This is a genomic window from Microbacterium karelineae (assembly GCF_009745985.1).
Lineage (GTDB): Bacteria > Actinomycetota > Actinomycetes > Actinomycetales > Microbacteriaceae > Microbacterium > Microbacterium karelineae.
Genome location: NZ_WFIX01000182.1, coordinates 19,568 through 36,016 on the forward strand (window position 1 = coordinate 19,568; position 16,449 = coordinate 36,016).

The window sequence follows — 16,449 nt, forward strand, 5'->3', positions numbered from 1 at the left end:
CGCGCGATTCCCTAGGACGGCGCGTGCATCGCGACGCCCTCGTAGGTCCAGTTCGGATCGTCGGTGCGCAGCTGGCGGGCCTCGGCCGCGTTCGCCGTATAGAAGTGCTTCTCGAACTTCGCGCTCCAGAAGCGGTGCACGGGGGTCGTGCCGGACTGTCCCTGCTTCGCCGTGCAGAATGCGAGGCCCTCGTATGACCAGTTCGGATCGGTCCTGCGCACCGTCGCCGCCTCGTCGGAGTTCGTCGTGTAGAAGTGGGAGGCGAACTTCGACGACCAGAAGCGGTGCACGGCGACCGTTCCGGCCCGGCAGCTTCCGTTCGAGACGGGCCACACGCGGAAGTCGGTTCCCTCGTAGGTCCAGTTCGGGTCCGACTGACGCAGCGCCTTCGCCTCGGAGCCGCTGACCGTGTAGAAGTGAGCGTTGTCGAACTTCGGGCTCCAGAACCGGTGCACGGCGCGGCTGTCGTTCGGGTCGGGCTTCGCGGTTCCTCCCCCGCCCGTCGAACCGAACCAGTCGGTGTAGTAGTTGTAGAAGTTGCGGTTGCCGTACGACGAGCACGCGTCGCCGGTGCCGTAGCCGGCCTTCAGAGCCGCGTCGTTCGGCTGGTAGGGCGTGTAGTAGTACAGGGCGGCCGTCGCGGCGTTCGCGATGTGCACGGGCCCGGATCCGCAGCTCGCGTTCGGGTGCCAGCGCACCTGCGAGGTCTCGCCGACGGGGTACCAGTCGAAGCCGTCATCCTTCGTGTACCGCTGCAGCTGGTAGGCCGCCATGTACATCTGGTTCTGGAAGCCCTTGTACGTCGCGTCGCAGCCCGCATCGTCCGGGCAGGCGTACCCCATGGCCCAGTCGTAGCGCCAGTCGCTCGGCCATGTGTGGGTGACGAGGCCCTGCTCCTTCTGCAGCATCACCGTGAGCACCTTCTCGCTCACCTTGCAGGCCTTCGACACCTTCGCGATGATCTGCGCGGCCGACTCGTTTCGCGCCCCCTGGTACGAGCCCGTGCAGTAGCTGTTCGGCGACTTCGAGGCCGTGTTCATCCGGAAGTCCTTCAGACACGTGTAGTCCGACTGGCAGCTCTTCACCTTCTGGTCGAAGAAGTACTGGAGCTGCTTCGCCGTCATGGTGCCCGACCTGTACATCTTGGCGTTGCTGATGATGTTCCCCGCGCTGAAGCCCGACAGGGTCGCCGCGTGGATCGTGTCATCGTGCGTCGAGTAGCCGCCCGGGTCGGCCTCGTCCTCCGTGTTCGACCCGATGTAGTCGCCGTCCTCCGGCGTCGGGATGTCGACGAGAGCGGTCTCGGCGGCCACCCGGGGCGCGACCGCCACGTCGGCGGTCGCCGCCCCCGGGAGCAGCGCGATCGTCAGCGCACCGATCGCGGCGACGGCGAGAGCGAATCGCCGCGGGGGCGTGCGGAACAGCGGCATACGTTGAGTACTCCTGTGGATCGGGTCGGGTGATGACCTACGCGGCGCCGCGACCGGGGTCGGTCTTCGTCGCGCCCTTCTGCGCGGCGATGATCTCCGTGACCGTGCCTTCGTGGGCGCGTGGGTCGTCGCCGTCCGGCCCCTGCAGGATCGCGCGCGTCTTCGGCGAGCGGCGGCTGCGCTTCTCGGCCCAGCTCGCAAGCCACGACAGCAGGAGGCACATAACGATGTAGATGCCGCCGATGACGATCGCGGCGGGCAGGATGGGACGATCCAACTGGGCCTGGCTCGCCAGGAGCTTCGTGTAGTAGAGCAGCTCGTGGTACGTGATGATGAACCCGAGTGCGGTGTCCTTCAGCGTGACGACGAGCTGCGCGATGATCACGGGCAGCATCGCGCGCACGGCCTGTGGGAGCAGGATCAGCATCATGACGCCGCTCTTGCGCAACCCGATTGCGAAGCCGGCCTCCCTCTGCCCGCTCGGGAGCGACTCGACGCCCGCGCGGAGCGCCTCGGCGAGGACGGAGCCGTTGTACGCCATGAGCGCGAGCACGACGGCCCAGTAGGGGTCCAAGCTGATGCCGAGCGCAGGCAGGCCCGAGTACAGGATCAGCATGAGCACGAGCACGGGGACGGCGCGGAAGGCCTCAGTGATCACCGTCACGGGGATCCGCACCCACGCGTGATCCGACAGCCGTCCGATCGCGAGGACGAAGCCGAGCGCGAGGCTCAGGACCCCGGCCATCGCGAACGCTCTGAGCGTGTTCAGGACCATCTGGCCGATGGAGGCCCACACGGTCGTGAAGGTGAACACGCTCCACTTCTCGGCGGAGAACTGCCCCGTGAGGGTGAACCGCCACAGCACGAAGCCGATGACGGCCACGACCACGACGACTGTGGCGACCGCGAGGATCGCGTTGCGGCGCTGGGCCCGGGGCCCAGGCACGTCGTAGAGAACAGAGGTCATCGCGCGATCCTCCAGCGCTTCTCGAGGACGCGCTGCAGCCAGGTGAGCAGCATCACCGCGGCCACGAAGAACGCCGCGACCCAAAGCAGGACAGTGAAGGAAGTGCCGGGCCTCGTGTGCGAGTTTGAGATCGTCGACTGGAGCGCGGGAAGGACGGCGATCGAGAACCCGGCCGCGACCGTGGTGTTCTTGAGCAGCGCGATGAGCACGCTCATCATGGGCGGCACGACCGAGCGGAACGCCTGCGGCAGCACGATGAGGCTCATCACCTGCCCGAACGGCAGACCGATCGCGCGGGCCGCCTCGGCCTGGCCGACCGGGACCGTGTTGACTCCGGCGCGCAGCGTCTCAGCCACATAGGTGGCCGTGTAGATGCCGATGGCGAAGATGCCGAGGACCGCGTTCGGCAGGCTGGGCAGCGCGAGCGCGCTGTACCCGAAGACGAAGAAGAAGAACACGAGCGTCAGCGGGGTGTTGCGCACGAGGTTGACGTACGCCCACCCCACGCCGCGTGCGATCGGCACGGGCGAGACGCGCATCGCGCCGACGATCGTGCCGAGCACGAGCGCGATGAGACCGCCGAAGAAGAACACCAGCAGCGTGAAACCGATGCCCTCGCGCCAGAGATCCAGGTTGCCGAAGATGGCGTCCACACGCCCTCCTTCTGTGGTGTCGGTGCGGGGCCGCGATGCGCGACCCCGCACCGGGGGTCACATGACCGGGTCGACCGCGGGCTGATCGATCTCGATGCCCGACTGCCCGAGCGTCGCGTCGAAGATGGCCTGCCACTCGTCGCCGCCCTCGGTGAACATCGTGTTGATGAACTCCTGCAGCGCCGTGTCGTCCTTCGGGAGGCCGACGCCGTAGCGCTCCTCCGTGAAGAGGCCGTCGAGCACCTTCAGCTCGTCGGGGCTCTGGGCCGCGTAGCCGATGAGGATCGCCGCGTCGGTCGTGACGGCGTCGACCTTGCCGGACAGCAGGTCCTCGACGCACTGGGAGTAGATGTCGTACTCCGCGGTGTCGATCTCCGGGAAGTTCTCCTTGATGTTCTGGATCGGCGTGGACCCCGTCGCCGAGCAGACCGTCATGCCGTTGAAGTCAGAGACGTCGCTGACCTCGGTCATCTCACTGTCGGCCGCCACGAGGAAGCCCTGGCCGGTCTCGAAGTACGGACCCGCGAAGCTGACCTGCTCCTTACGCTGGTCGGTGATCGAGTACGTCCCGACGTAGTAGTCGATGTCGCCGTTGACGAGCGCCTGCTCGCGGTTCGCGGACGCGATCGGCTCGTAGGTGATGTCGTCCTCGGCGAAGCCGAGCTCGGCCGCGATCCAACGCGCGATCTCGATGTCGAAGCCGCTGCGCTCGCCCGTGGTGGCGTCGAGGAAGCCGAGGTTCGGCTGATCCTCCTTGACGCCGATCACGGGGCCGCCGTTGTCGACCATCGCGTCGTAGGTGGGGCTGCCCTCGAGGACGACGTCCTCCGCGACCTCCTGCTCGGGGGCGTCGCCTCCGTCGCCGCCCGGCGTGCCGCTGTTGCAGGCCGCGAGGGCGAAGAGCGCTCCGGCGGCGAGACCCGCCGCCGCGATGTTGCGGAACTTTCGCATGGGATTCCTCCTGGTTGGTGGTGGCGCCGGGTGCTGTGCTGACGGTGGCGCCCGTGGGGGAGCTACTGGGTGAGGATCTTCGAGAGGAAGTCCTTGGCTCGGCCGGACTGCGGGTTCGTGAAGAACTCGTTCGGCGTCGCCTCCTCGACGATCTCGCCGTCGGCCATGAAGACGACCCTGTCGGCGGCCTTGCGCGCGAAGCCCATCTCATGGGTCACGACGATCATCGTCATGCCCTCCTTCGCGAGGTCGACCATGACGTCGAGGACCTCGTTGATCATCTCGGGGTCGAGCGCGCTCGTCGGCTCGTCGAAGAGCATGACCTTCGGGTGCATCGCGAGGGCGCGCGCGATCGCGACGCGCTGCTGCTGCCCGCCGGACAGCTGCGCGGGCAGCTTGTCGGCCTGGTGGGCGATGCCCACGCGGTCGAGCAGCTCGCGCGCCTCCTTGTCGGCGTCGGCCTTCTTCAGGCCGCGCACCTTGATCGGCCCGAGCGTGACGTTCTCGAGGATCGTCAGGTGGCTGAAGAGGTTGAACGACTGGAAGACCATGCCGACCTCGGCGCGCAGCCCCGCGAGGGCCTTGCCCTCCTTCGGGAGCTCCCTGCCGTCGATCGTGATCGACCCCGACGTGATCGTCTCGAGTCGATTGATCGTGCGACACAGCGTCGACTTGCCGGACCCGGAGGGCCCGATCACGACGACGACCTCGCCCCGATGGACGGTGAGTTCGATGTCCTTCAGCGCGTGGAAGTCACCGTAGTGCTTCTCGACGTGCTCTATGACCACGAGCGGCTCTGCCATGTGGGTCAGCCTAGGCGCACCGAGCCCGTCGTATCTACGCCACGCGCCGTCGAAACGCAGGCGTTACATGCCGCGTGGCCGCGCTCTCACGCGGAGCGGTGCGCGAACGCCGTCTCGTAGAGGCAGACGCTCGCCGCCGTCGCGAGGTTGAGGGACTCCGCGTGTCCGTAGATGGGCAGGCGCAGGCTGCGATCGCAGAGGGCGAGCGCCTCATCCGTCAGGCCGCGCGCCTCGTTGCCGAACACCCACGCCGTCGGGTTCTCGAGCGCCCCCTCGGCGCGCGCGCCGAGCAGATCCTCGCCCTTCACGTCGGCCGCGAGCACCTGCAGCCCCGCGCCCTTCATGCGACCCGTGACGTCGGCCAGGTCGGCGTCGACCGCGAACGGCACGTGGAAGAGGGATCCCGTCGTCGACCGCACGACCTTGGGGTTGAACGGATCCACCGTCCGGCCCGTCAGGACGACGGCGTCCGCGCCCGCCGCGTCGGCCGCGCGGACGATCGTGCCGAGATTGCCGGGATCGCGGACCTCCTCGCAGATCACGACGAGCTTCGGCTCCCCCGTGAGGATGTCCTTGAGCGCCGTCGGGTTCTGCCGCGCGACGGCGACGAAGCCCTGCGGTGTCACGGTGTCGGACATCGCCGCGACGACCTCCTCGTCGGCGTAGTCCCACTCGAGATCGGGGTTCTCTCGCTGCGCGTCGTCGATCAGCGCCCGGATGTCGGCGTGCTTCTCGAGCCCTGTCGGGGTCGCGTAGAGCTCCTCGACGAGGTCGGGGCGGTACGTCAGTGCCTCGCGCACGGCCTGCGGCCCTTCGAGCAGGAAGCGGCCCGTCTCGCGGCGCGCGTTTCGCTGGCCGAGCTTGCGGATCGTCTTGACGCGGGCGGCGCGGGGATTCTCGAGCATGCGCACGAGTCTATGGATGATGCCTGGGTCTCCCCTATCGTGGCGGAGCATGACCATCGAGATGGGCATCGTGCTCGCCATCGTCGCCGCGGCCCTCGTCCTGTTCGCGACGCAGAAGCTGCCACTCTACGTCACGGCGCTCGGGATCCTCGTGACCGTCGTCGTGATCCCCTTCCTCGCCGGGATCCCCGGGATCCGCGAGCTGCCTGTCGACCTCGCCGCCGCCTTCCCGACCGTGGAAGAGGGCCTGTCGGGGCTGTCGAGCCCCGCCACCGTGACGGTGCTCGCGATGTTCATCCTCTCGGCGGGGATCCAGCGCTCTGGCCTCCTGCACGTCGCGGGTCGGCGTCTGCTGCCGATCATCGGCACCTCCGAGATCCGCCTCATGCTCCTCGTCACGGGCCTCGTCGGCATCGTGTCCGGCTTCATCAACAACACCGCCGCCGTCGCCGTCGCGATCCCCTTCGTGCTCGAGATCAGCCGATCGATCGGCGTGAACGCCTCCAAGGTGCTGATGCCGCTGAGCTTCGTCGGCATGCTCGGCGGGATGCTCACCGTCATCGGCACGTCGACGAGCATCCTCGGGACGTCGATCCTCGCGGCGAGCCCCGAGTTCAGGCGCCAGATGGGGCTGTTCGAGTTCGCGCCCATCGGACTGCTCGTGCTCGTCGTCGGGATGGCGTATCTGCTCACGGTGGGCCGCCTGCTGCTCCCCGATCAGGGGGTGAGCGGCTCGGCGACGGACGCGGGGCCCGACGACGCCGAGGAGTTCGTCGTCGAGATGCGGATCCCCGCGGGCAGCGAGTGGATCGGCGAGGACGCGGGATCCACGACCCTCACGACGACGATCGGCGTGACGCTGCTGCGCGTGATCCGCGACGGCGACGAGATCGACGAGGACGCCCCGCTCGCGGCCGGCGACGTGCTCGTCACGCGCGGCACGATGCGGCAGGTCGCCGATGCGATCGCGCACGACGACGTCGACGTGGCGACCGATATGAACGGCGGCGGGCGGATCCCCGCCGGCGAAGGGCTGCTCGTGCGCGCGATCCTCCGCAATCGGTGGTTCTTCGACGGTCAGCGCGCCGGCACGACCGGCTTCGCGAGGCGCTTCCGCGCCCGCCTCGTCGGGATCGAGAGGACGGGCCTGCGGGCCGCGCGGCTCGCCGAGGAGCGGCTCTCGGTCGGCGAGATCGTGCTGCTCAGCTCGTCGGAGGACGAGATGCCGCGACTGCGCCGCCACCCCGACCTCGTGCTGCTGAGCGAGTTCGAGGACGAGTACGACCGACGGCGCATGTGGCTCGTGGGCCTCATCATGCTCGGCGTCGTGCTCGCGGCGGCGCTCACGCCCCTGCCCATCGTCGTGACGGCGCTCATCGGGGTCGTCGTGATGGCGGCGACGGGCTGCGTGACGACGGAGGACGTCACGAGCGGCGTGCCGTGGGACATCATCTTCATGCTCGCGGGCGTCATCCCGCTCGGCATCGCGATGACGAAGTCGGGCACGGCGGCGTGGATCGGCGATGGCCTCGCGCACCTCGCCTCGGGGTGGCACCCGCTCGTCGTGCTCATCGCGCTGTACGTCGTGACGACGCTGCTGACCGAGGTCGTCAGCAACAACGCGTCGGTCGTGATCCTCATCCCGGTCGCGATCGCGCTGTCGACCGGTCTCGGGATCCCCCTGATCGCGCTCGCCGTGACCGTGATGTTCGCGGCGTCGACGAGCTTCCTGTCCCCCGTCGGGTACCAGACGAACGCGATGATCTTCGGCACCGGCGTCTACCGATTCACCGACTTCGCCCGCGTCGGGGCGCCGCTGAACGCGATCCTCGCGGTCGTGACGTCCGTCGCGATCTGGTGGATGTGGATCCGGTGACCCGTCCCGGAACGCGAATGAGGGGCACCCCGTGCGGGGTGCCCCTCATTCGGAGGATGCGCGTGCTTACGCGGCCTTCGCGGCGTTGACGTCGCCGGGCAGCGCGCCCTTGGCGACCTCGACGAGCTTCGCGAACGTGGACGCGTCGTTGACGGCGAGCTCCGCGAGCATGCGACGGTCTACCTGCACGCCAGCCAGGTTCAGGCCCTGGATGAAGCGGTTGTAGGTGAGGCCGTTGGCGCGGGCGCCGGCGTTGATGCGCTGGATCCACAGGCGGCGGAAGTCGCCCTTGCGCTTGCGGCGGTCGCGGTACGCGTAGACGAGCGAGTGGGTGACCTGCTCCTTCGCCTTGCGGTACAGACGCGAACGCTGGCCCCGGTAGCCGGAGGCGCGCTCGAGGATGACGCGACGCTTCTTGTGCGCGTTGACTGCGCGCTTGACTCTTGCCATGAGTGAGTTTCCTTAACCGATTGCGGGTCGCTCAGCGACCGAGGAGCTTCTTGACCGTCTTGACGTCGTTGCCCGAGACCAGCTGGTCCTGGTTCAGACGACGCTTGCGGCGCGTGGACATGTGCTCGAGGTTGTGACGCATGCCCGACTGCTGCTTCTTGAGCTTGCCGCTGCCGGTGATCTTGAAGCGCTTCTTGGCGCCCGAGTGGGTCTTCTGCTTCGGCATTGTTCGTGACTTTCCTTGACGTGTGCGCCCGTGGCGGGCGACGTGGGTGCTGCCCGCCTCGCGACGGGAAGACATTCGGGGTGTGACTACTCGCCCGTGGGAGCCTTGCCGGCGTGCTTCGCGTCGCGGGCGGCCTTCTTGTTGGCCGCGCGCTGAGCGTTCTGCTCGGCCTTCGCCTCGGACTTGTTCTTCGCGGGCGCGATGATCATGACCATGTTGCGTCCGTCGATCTTCGGCCGCGACTCGACGGATCCGAGCTCGGCGACCTCCTCGGCGAACTTCATCAGGAGGCGCACGCCCATCTCAGGGCGCTGCTGCTCACGGCCGCGGAACAGGATCATGGCCTTGACCTTGTCGCCGGCCTTGAGGAATCCCTCGGCGCGCTTGCGCTTGGTGTCGTAGTCGTGCTGGTCGATCTTCAGGCGGAAGCGGACTTCCTTGAGGACCGTGTTGGCCTGGTTGCGGCGTGCTTCCTTGGCCTTCTGCGCAGTCTCGTACTTGAACTTCCCGTAGTCCATGATCTTGGCCACGGGAGGACGCGACTCGGGAGCCACCTCGACGAGGTCGAGGTCGGCCTCCTGCGCGAGGCGGAGCGCCACCTCGCTGCGGACGACGCCGATCTGTTCGCCACCCGGTCCGATGAGACGGACCTCGGGAACGCGAATGCGCTCGTTGATGCGGGGATCGCTGATGCGGAACTCCTAGTGTGCGGTAGTCGATGAGCCACCATGATGCGAGGATCGCGCCACGGGCGGGAGAGAGATCAGCATCCACCCGTGCGACGCGTGAAGGTTCGCGCACACCATCCACCCTGAGAGCGACGCCGGTTCGCGCCGCCCCGATCCGCCTCGCGGCGGACGGAGTGTCAAATGACCCGGTAGCCTGGAGCGGCAAGCGCGGGTGGGATGAAGATCCTCTTTCGTCCGGAAAAAGATCCGGAGCCCGGAGCAGTCTACCAGAGAGCAGTTCATGAGCACCACTCGCGGCGATCAGGCCACGCACACCCACTCCTTCGACGCCGAACGCCTGGCCCGTTGGGAGGAGCAGGCGAGCGCGTCGGCCGCCACAGAGGCGGCGCGCGACATCGCCGATGTCGCCGCCGTCGAGGTCATCGCGACGTCGTGCGTGCACCTCATGAGCGCGGCGGCCGTCAAGCTCGGCCTGGGCGAGGAGCCCGCCGCCGCCGACCTCCTCGACCTCGACGAGGCGCGCAAGCTGATCAACGCGCTGGCGGGACTGGTGACCGCGGCGGCGCCCGAGATCAGCGACATGCACGCTCGCCCGATCCGCGATGGGCTGCGCTCGCTGCAGCTGCGCTTCCGCGAGATCTCGACGATCCCCGACGCACCGGGGAAGGGCCCGGGCGAGAAGTACACGGGCCCCGTCATCTGACGGGAGACGGTCAGGGGGTCGGCGCCGGTGGCGTCGACCCCCTTCTTGCCCTGCGTCCGATAACGTTATACATTGCGTTTGTTGGCCAACGCAACATAAGGATTCACCGCGGATTCCTTGACCCGAACACCACGCCGACGCGGTCGTCGGCACACGAAAGGTTGACCATGCGCACACGGACCATCAGCATGCTCGTCGGCGGAGCCACCGCCTTCGCGCTGCTTGCGGGATCACCCGCCCTCGCCGCTCCCCCGGCGCACGCCCCCGGCCTCGCGGCGAAGGACACGCTCGCCGCCGTCGCCCCCGATGGTCTCCGCATCGGCGGCGCGGCCGCCGGCGGCGGCCACCACGGCGCCGCCGACTATCCCGATCCCTTCACCTCCGACGAGCCCTACCGCGACCTGCTCGCGGCGGAGTTCACGTCGCTCACGCCCGAGAACCAGATGAAGTGGGATCACCTGCGCCCGTCACGCGACGAGTTCGCGTTCGACGACGCCGACGCGATCGTCGACTTCGCCGAGGAGAACGGCCAGATCGTGCGCGGGCACACGCTGTTCTGGCACAGCCAGAACCCCGCCTGGCTCGAGGACGGCGACTACTCGGACGCAGAGCTGCGCGAGATCCTGCACGAGCACATCTCGACGGTCGTCGGTCGGTACGCCGGACGCGTCGCCCATTGGGAGGTCGCGAACGAGATCTTCGACGACGCGGGGAACCTGCGGACCGAGGAGAACATCTGGATCCGCGAGCTCGGCCCCGAGATCATCGCCGACGCCTTCCGCTGGGCCCACGAGGCCGACCCGGAGGCCGTGCTGTTCTTCAATGACTACAACGTCGAGGGCCTCAACCCGAAGGCCGATGCCTACTACGCCCTGATCCAGGACCTCCTCGCCGATGGCGTGCCCGTCGACGGCATGGGGCTGCAGTCGCACCTCGGCACGATGTACGGCTACGACCCGACGCTTCCGGAGAACCTCGCCCGATTCGGCGCGCTCGGCCTCGAGACCGCGATCACCGAGCTCGACGTGCGCATGGAGATCGCGGACGGCGCCGAGCCGACACCGGAGCAGGTCGCCGACCAGAACGAGTTCTTCGAGTTCGTCCTGACCTCGTGCCTCGAGGAGTCCAGCTGCGGATCGTTCACCCTCTGGGGCGCATCCGACCTCTACTCGTGGGTGCCGAACACCTTCGAGGGGCAGGGCTCGGCGACGCCGTGGACTGAGGACCTCGAGCGCAAGTCGGCGTACTGCGTCCTGCAGACGACGCTCCTGAGCGCCCAGCCGGGCGGCGAGGCGCGCGCGGCGCACCACCCGGCCTACGCGGGCTGCCGCGCGGCCTGAGCCATACGCGCGCCGGGACACCCGACGGTGTCCCGGCGCGCGTCAGTCCGCGCTCGCCTCGAGCGCGACCGTCATCGAGTCGACGAGCACCGCGATGCGGTCGTCGGCCGACCAGCGGCGCGCGAGGCGCTGCATCACGGTGTCGAGCTCGGCCCTGTCGAGGCCCTGCATGAGCGAGAGCGTCACGATGACCTCGGGGCCGCGCAGTCGCGCCTCGGGGTCGCCGTCCGAGACGCGGAGGTCGTGGACCGCCAGCTCGGATCCGATCGACTCGGCGAAGGCGCGCGCGACCTCGGGGGCTCGGTGCGCCGGAACCCATGGCTGCGATTGCGCGATCGCCCACACGGCCGGCCGACGCACGACGAACTCCGTCGGGCTCGTCGGATCCACCACGACGAGGTCGGTGTCCTCCCCCGCCGCGGCGAGAGCCGCCCGAGTGCCCGCCACGGGGATCGGCCGCGCCTGACCGTTCCACGCGCGCATCGTGTCGGTGCAGGTGAAGACCGGCAGAACCGTGCGCCCGTCGGGCGCCTTCACCGTGACGATCGACAGCTCCTGCGTCTTGTCGACCGTGAGCCCCGTCGGACCGACACCCTCATCGCCCTTCTCGGCGACCAGCGGTACGAGCAGGCGCGCCTCGCGCAGCGCATCGACGACGCCCTCGGCGGATCCCTCGCCCGCGCGGAAGCGCGTCAGCTGATCCCATAGGCGCGGATCAGCGGATCCGTCATCGCCCGCCGCCGGGTTGGGCTGGAACGCACGCCCCTGCCAGGGCTGTCCCGCCGAGTCGACCGCGTTCCCCGCGAGATGCGCGAGGTGGTCCGGGAGAGCGGCGTCCGCTCCCCCGTCGTCCGGATCAGACGGCAGCGACATCCAGCGCCTCGGCGAGCGTGAACGCGCCCGAGTACAGCGCCTTGCCCACGATCGCGCCCTCGACGCCGTCCGCGACGAGGTCGCGGAGCGCAGCGATGTCGTCGAGGTTCGAGATGCCGCCCGACGCCACGACCGGCTTGTCGGTGTGCTCGGTCATCTGACGCAGGAGGTCGATGTTCGGGCCCTTGAGCGTGCCGTCCTTCGTCACATCGGTCACGACGTAGCGGGGGCAGTTCGCGCGCTCGAGCCGGTCGAGGACCTCCCAGAGGTCACCGCCGTCCTTCGTCCAGCCGCGCGCCGCGAGCGTCGTGCCGCGCACGTCGAGGCCGACGGCGATCGCCTCGCCGTAGCGCGCGATGACCGCCTCGGTCCAGTCGGGGTTCTCGAGGGCCGCCGTGCCGAGGTTGACGCGCTCGGCACCCGATGCGAGCGCCGCTTCGAGCGACGCGTCGTCGCGGATCCCGCCCGAGATCTCGACATTCACGCCCTTCATGTGCTTGATGACCTTGCGCAGGATCGGCGTGTTGCTGCCGCGCCCGAAGGCCGCGTCGAGGTCGACCAGGTGCAGCCATTCGGCCCCCTGATCGCGCCACTGCTCCGCCGCCTCGAAGGGGTCGCCGTAGTTCGTCTCGGATCCGGCCTCGCCCTGGGTCAGTCGCACGGCCTTGCCGCCCGCGACGTCGACGGCGGGAAGAAGAATCAGTCCTGGTGTGGACGCGAAATCGTTCATCTCTCCTCGATGGCCGCGGGACCCTCCCGCGTGACGCACAAGCGTCAACGTTAGACCTGTCTGCGCGCAGGATCCAATCGGCGCGCAACACGCGGCCGCGCGGATCAGTCGCGCAGCGTGCCGAGCCAGTTGCGCAGCAGGGCGATGCCCGCCTCTCCCGACTTCTCGGGATGGAACTGCGTGGCGGCCAGGGGGCCGTTCTCGACGGCCGCGAGGAACCTCGAGCCGTGCGTCGCCCACGTGAGGGCGGGCTCGGGGAACGGCGGCTCGACGTCGAGCTCCCACGACTGCGCGGCGTAGGAGTGCACGAAGTAGAAGCGCTCGTCCTCGAGGCCCGCGAACAGGCGCGAGCCCTCGCCCGCCTCGACGGTGCTCCACCCCATGTGCGGGACGACGGGCGCCTCGAGCCGCGACACGACGCCGGGCCACTCGGCGAGCCCCTCGGTGTCGACGCCCCGTTCGATGCCGCGCTCGAACAGCACCTGCATGCCGACGCAGATGCCGAGCACGGGGCGGCCGCCGGCGAGGCGGCGCCCGATGAGCTCGCCGCCGCGGATCGCGTTCAGCTGCTGCATGACGGCGCTGAACGCCCCCACCCCGGGGACGAGGAGGCCGTCGGCGTCGGCGACGAGGCCGCGATCGCGTGTGAGGCGCACATCGGCGCCCGCCTCCTCGAGGGCCTTGACGGCCGAGTGGACGTTGCCCGAGCCGTAGTCGAGGACGGCGACGATCGGGGCTCCCGCCATCAGAGGGCGCCCTTGGTCGACGGGATCCCGTGCACGAGCGGGTCGAGCGCCTTCGCCTGACGGAAGGCACGCGCGAGAGCCTTGTACTCGGCCTCGGCGATGTGGTGCGGATCGCGGCCGCCGAGCACACGCACGTGCATCGTCAGCCCCGCGTGGAACGCGATCGCCTCGAATGTGTGTCGCACCATCGATCCCGTGAAGTGGCCGCCGATGAGGTGCATCTCGAAGCCCGCCGGCTCGCCCATGTGGACGAGGAAGGGTCGGCCCGAGATGTCGACGACCGCCTGCGCGAGCGCCTCGTCGAGAGGCACGAGCGCATCGCCGTATCGCGAGATGCCGGCCTTGTCACCGAGCGCCTCGCGGATCGCCTCGCCGAGCACGATCGCCGTGTCCTCCACCGTGTGGTGCACGTCGATGTGGGTGTCGCCCGTCGCCTTCACGCGCAGATCGGTCAGCGAGTGCTTCGCGAACGCCGTGAGCATGTGGTCGAAGAACGGCACAGAGGTGTCGATGCTGCTCTGTCCGGTTCCGTCGAGGTCGAGCTCGAGCTCGATCGACGACTCGCTCGTGGTGCGTGTGCGGCTCGCGGTGCGGGCATTCGTCATGCCTCGATCCTATTCGCCCCGGCACCTCACGCGTCGCGGATGCTCGCGAGCGCGTCGAGGAAGGCGGTCGTCTCGTCGGCCGTGCCGGCCGAGACCCGCAGGTGGCCCGGGATGCCCACGTCGCGGACGAGCACGCCGCGGTCGTAGAGACGGCGCCACGTGTCGTGCGGGTCGTCGACGCCGCCGAACAGCACGAAGTTGCTCCACGAGGGGTACGGATCGTAGCCCAGGGCCTCGAGCGTGGCCGAGATGCGGTCGCGCTGGGCGATGATGTCGTCGACCGTGCGCAGCATCGCCTCGCTGTGCCGCAGTGCGGCCGTCGCGGCCGCCTGCGTGACGGCGCTGAGGTGGTACGGCAGCCGCACGAGGCGCAGCGCGTCGATGACCGCCGGGTCTGCCGCGAGGTAGCCGACGCGGGCGCCCGCGAAGGCGAACGCCTTGCTCATCGTGCGCGACACGACGAGACGCTCTCGGCCGGGCAGGAGCGTGATCGCCGATGTCGCGTCGTCCGGCGCGAACTCGAAGTAGGCCTCGTCCACGATCACGATGCCGCGACTCGCCTCGTAGACGCGCTCGACCACCTCGATGGGCAGCGGCGTGCCCGTGGGGTTGTTCGGCGCGCAGAGGAAGACCACATCGGGATCGGCCTCGCGCACCTGCCGCGCGGCGTCGTCGGGCTCGATCTCGAATCGCGGGCCCCGCGTGCCCGCGATCCACTCCGAGCCGACACCGCGCACGAGCAGCGAGTACATCGAGTAGGTCGGGGCGAAGCCGAAGGCCGTGCGGCCGGGGCCGGCGAAAGCCTGCAGGAGGTGCTGCAGCACCTCGTTGGACCCGTTCGCCGCCCAGATCTGCTCGGGGGCGAGCCCGTGGCCGAGATACGATGCGAACGCCTCGCGCAGCTCGGTGAACTCGCGGTCCGGGTAGCGGTTGAGGCCCGCGATGCTCTTCGCGACGGATTCCGCGATGTCGTCGGCGACCTCGGGAGGGATCGGATGCGTATTCTCGTTGACGTTGAGCGCGATGGGAAGGGACGCCTGGGGCGCGCCGTAGGGCTTCTGCCCGCGCAGGTCGTCTCTGAGGGGGAGGTCGTCGAGTGTCGCCGTCACGGTGACAATGCTACGGCCGCCGACCGCCGTCAGCGCCCTTCGGAGTACTCGGCGGGAAGCGAGATCGTCTGACCGGCCGCGACGAGCGAGCTCTGCAGCTGGTTGAGGGAGACGATCTCGGCGACGACATCGCGCGGATCGGACTGCGGGGCGACCTGCTGCGCGATCGTCCAGAGCGAGTCGCCCGGCATGACCGTGAGGCTCGCGAACGTGCCCGCGGGCGCACCCTGCTCGTCGGAGCCGAGCGCGGAGCCGCCGCCGAGGATCGCGATGCCGAGCGCCGCGACGACGGGGACGGCCGCGAGCGAGGCGAGAACGCGACGACCGCGGCGCGTGATGCGCAGACGCGTGCGCATGGTCGGGATGTGCGTGGCGGGGGCCGCGAGGGTGACCGTGCTCATCTGGAGACCTTCTCTCGTATCGATGTACCGAACTTATCTTCGAATGTTCGAAGAAGTCAACCCCGTCTTCGAAGATCCCGGGGGCCGATTCGACGACACACTCGAACAAACATCCCGAAGATCGCACCGTCTCAGGTAGCGTTCCTCGTGACGAAGACCACCCCATCAGCGACCACTGACATTCGAAGAGGAGCAGCGGATGAGCGCCGAAGAGAAGACGCAGCCGGGCCCACGGGCGCGCCGCCGCAAGAACCTCAGCGAGAAGCAGCTCGCGATCCTCGAGGTGATCCAGCGCTCGATCCAGGTGAACGGCTACCCGCCGAGCATGCGCGAGATCGGCGACGCCGTCGGCCTCAAGTCGCTCTCGAGCGTCACCCACCAGCTCGGCCAGCTCGAACTCAGCGGCTACCTCCGGCGCGACCCCGGCAAGACGCGCGCGATGGAGGTGCTCGTCGACCTGCCCGGCACATCGACCGAGAACCCCGCCGACTCCGCGCCGGCCGTGGGAGATGCCGCGATGGTGCCGCTCGTCGGTCGCATCGCCGCGGGCACGCCGATCACCGCCGAGCAGCAGGTTGAGGAGATCTTCCCTCTCCCCCGCCAGCTCGTCGGCGGCGGCGACCTGTTCATGCTGAAGGTGTCGGGCGACTCGATGATCGACGCGGCGATCTGCGACGGCGACTGGGTCGTGATCCGCGCGCAGAGCACGGCCGAGAACGGCGAGATCGTCGCGGCCATGCTCGACGGCGAGGCCACGGTCAAGACCTTCCGCCGGCGCGACGGGCACGTGTGGCTGCTGCCGCGCAACTCGGCGTTCGAGCCGATCGTCGGCGACGAGGCCGTCGTGCTCGGGCGCGTCGTCGCGGTCATGCGCGCGGTCTGACGCGATCGCAGCGCGGCACGCACGGCGCGCCGAGACCCTTCGGTGCGGGACGAGACGCGACGGCGCGTCGACGCGGGTGCGCACACGCGTCGCCGTGCCATAGCGTGGA

General features: G+C 69.1%; 19 protein-coding genes. 4 read left to right on the plus strand and 15 right to left on the minus strand.

The window, feature by feature from the left end; genetic code table 11:
• Positions 1 to 11 precede the first annotated feature (11 nt).
• From GB932_RS09145 to GB932_RS09170, 6 genes are all read right to left on the minus strand, one after another.
• Positions 12 to 1,430, minus strand: a complete 1,419-nt coding sequence (locus tag GB932_RS09145; RefSeq protein WP_156760392.1) for a hypothetical protein — start codon at positions 1,428 to 1,430, stop codon at positions 12 to 14.
• A 37-nt stretch (positions 1,431 to 1,467) separates the two neighbouring features.
• Positions 1,468 to 2,397: an amino acid ABC transporter permease gene (locus tag GB932_RS09150; protein WP_156760393.1), complete on the minus strand. Its 930-nt coding sequence runs from the start codon at positions 2,395 to 2,397 to the stop codon at positions 1,468 to 1,470.
• Positions 2,394 to 3,050 carry an amino acid ABC transporter permease gene (locus GB932_RS09155; protein ID WP_156760394.1) on the minus strand — a complete coding sequence of 219 codons (657 nt, stop codon included), beginning with the start codon at positions 3,048 to 3,050 and terminating at the stop codon, positions 2,394 to 2,396. Before GB932_RS09155 ends, GB932_RS09150 begins: the two co-directional genes overlap by 4 nt.
• A 57-nt stretch (positions 3,051 to 3,107) precedes the next feature.
• Positions 3,108 to 4,001 (minus strand): glutamate ABC transporter substrate-binding protein, encoded by an 894-nt coding sequence (locus GB932_RS09160; protein WP_156760395.1) that lies wholly within the window; start codon positions 3,999 to 4,001, stop codon positions 3,108 to 3,110.
• Positions 4,002 to 4,063: 62 nt separating this feature from the next.
• The gene (locus GB932_RS09165) at positions 4,064 to 4,804 is read right to left on the minus strand and encodes an amino acid ABC transporter ATP-binding protein (RefSeq protein WP_156760396.1); all 741 of its coding nucleotides are present in this window, start codon (positions 4,802 to 4,804) and stop codon (positions 4,064 to 4,066) included.
• 86 nt (positions 4,805 to 4,890) lie between these two features.
• Complete coding sequence (locus GB932_RS09170) at positions 4,891 to 5,709, minus strand: TrmH family RNA methyltransferase (RefSeq protein ID WP_156760397.1); 819 nt, start codon at positions 5,707 to 5,709, stop codon at positions 4,891 to 4,893.
• 49 nt (positions 5,710 to 5,758) lie between these two features.
• Between GB932_RS09170 and GB932_RS09175 the strand changes: the two genes are divergently transcribed.
• Positions 5,759 to 7,585 carry an SLC13 family permease gene (locus GB932_RS09175; protein WP_156760398.1) on the plus strand — a complete coding sequence of 609 codons (1,827 nt, stop codon included), beginning with the start codon at positions 5,759 to 5,761 and terminating at the stop codon, positions 7,583 to 7,585.
• A 66-nt stretch (positions 7,586 to 7,651) separates the two neighbouring features.
• Here the strand turns inward: GB932_RS09175 and rplT are convergent, their stop codons facing one another.
• The 3 genes from rplT to infC form a co-directional block, all read right to left on the minus strand.
• A complete protein-coding gene (gene rplT, locus GB932_RS09180; RefSeq protein WP_156760399.1) occupies positions 7,652 to 8,035 on the minus strand; it encodes a 50S ribosomal protein L20 in 384 nt (127 codons plus the stop codon).
• Positions 8,036 to 8,066: 31 nt separating this feature from the next.
• Entirely contained in the window at positions 8,067 to 8,261 is a 195-nt protein-coding gene (gene rpmI, locus GB932_RS09185; RefSeq protein WP_110590365.1) for a 50S ribosomal protein L35, read from the minus strand.
• 86 nt (positions 8,262 to 8,347) lie between these two features.
• Entirely contained in the window at positions 8,348 to 8,953 is a 606-nt protein-coding gene (gene infC, locus GB932_RS09190; RefSeq protein ID WP_156760400.1) for a translation initiation factor IF-3, read from the minus strand.
• Between the two features lie 277 nt (positions 8,954 to 9,230).
• On the opposite strand from infC, the gene GB932_RS09195 reads away from it, so the two are divergent.
• Both GB932_RS09195 and GB932_RS09200 read left to right on the plus strand, forming a co-directional pair.
• The gene (locus tag GB932_RS09195; protein ID WP_156760401.1) at positions 9,231 to 9,653 is read left to right on the plus strand and encodes a DUF1844 domain-containing protein; all 423 of its coding nucleotides are present in this window, start codon (positions 9,231 to 9,233) and stop codon (positions 9,651 to 9,653) included.
• Positions 9,654 to 9,820: 167 nt separating this feature from the next.
• A complete protein-coding gene (locus tag GB932_RS09200) occupies positions 9,821 to 10,993 on the plus strand; it encodes an endo-1,4-beta-xylanase (protein WP_156760402.1) in 1,173 nt (390 codons plus the stop codon).
• A 42-nt stretch (positions 10,994 to 11,035) separates the two neighbouring features.
• Here GB932_RS09200 and GB932_RS09205 read toward each other — a convergent pair whose 3' ends face one another.
• From GB932_RS09205 to GB932_RS09230, 6 genes are all read right to left on the minus strand, one after another.
• Entirely contained in the window at positions 11,036 to 11,866 is an 831-nt protein-coding gene (locus GB932_RS09205) for an SseB family protein (RefSeq protein WP_156760403.1), read from the minus strand.
• A complete protein-coding gene (gene priA, locus GB932_RS09210) occupies positions 11,850 to 12,596 on the minus strand; it encodes a bifunctional 1-(5-phosphoribosyl)-5-((5-phosphoribosylamino)methylideneamino)imidazole-4-carboxamide isomerase/phosphoribosylanthranilate isomerase PriA (protein WP_156760404.1) in 747 nt (248 codons plus the stop codon). Before priA ends, GB932_RS09205 begins: the two co-directional genes overlap by 17 nt.
• A gap of 104 nt (positions 12,597 to 12,700) precedes the next feature.
• Positions 12,701 to 13,342, minus strand: coding sequence for an imidazole glycerol phosphate synthase subunit HisH (gene hisH / locus GB932_RS09215; protein WP_156760405.1), 642 nt, complete (start codon positions 13,340 to 13,342; stop codon positions 12,701 to 12,703).
• Positions 13,342 to 13,947, minus strand: a complete 606-nt coding sequence (hisB, locus tag GB932_RS09220; RefSeq protein WP_156760406.1) for an imidazoleglycerol-phosphate dehydratase HisB — start codon at positions 13,945 to 13,947, stop codon at positions 13,342 to 13,344. The genes hisH and hisB overlap by 1 nt, the downstream gene beginning before the upstream one ends.
• Positions 13,948 to 13,973: 26 nt before the next feature.
• Positions 13,974 to 15,056, minus strand: a complete 1,083-nt coding sequence (locus GB932_RS09225) for a histidinol-phosphate transaminase (protein ID WP_156760407.1) — start codon at positions 15,054 to 15,056, stop codon at positions 13,974 to 13,976.
• A gap of 29 nt (positions 15,057 to 15,085) precedes the next feature.
• Positions 15,086 to 15,457: a LysM peptidoglycan-binding domain-containing protein gene (locus GB932_RS09230; protein WP_156760408.1), complete on the minus strand. Its 372-nt coding sequence runs from the start codon at positions 15,455 to 15,457 to the stop codon at positions 15,086 to 15,088.
• 199 nt (positions 15,458 to 15,656) lie between these two features.
• On the opposite strand from GB932_RS09230, the gene lexA reads away from it, so the two are divergent.
• A complete protein-coding gene (lexA, locus tag GB932_RS09235; protein WP_156760409.1) occupies positions 15,657 to 16,340 on the plus strand; it encodes a transcriptional repressor LexA in 684 nt (227 codons plus the stop codon).
• The last annotated feature ends 109 nt before the right edge of the window (positions 16,341 to 16,449 follow it).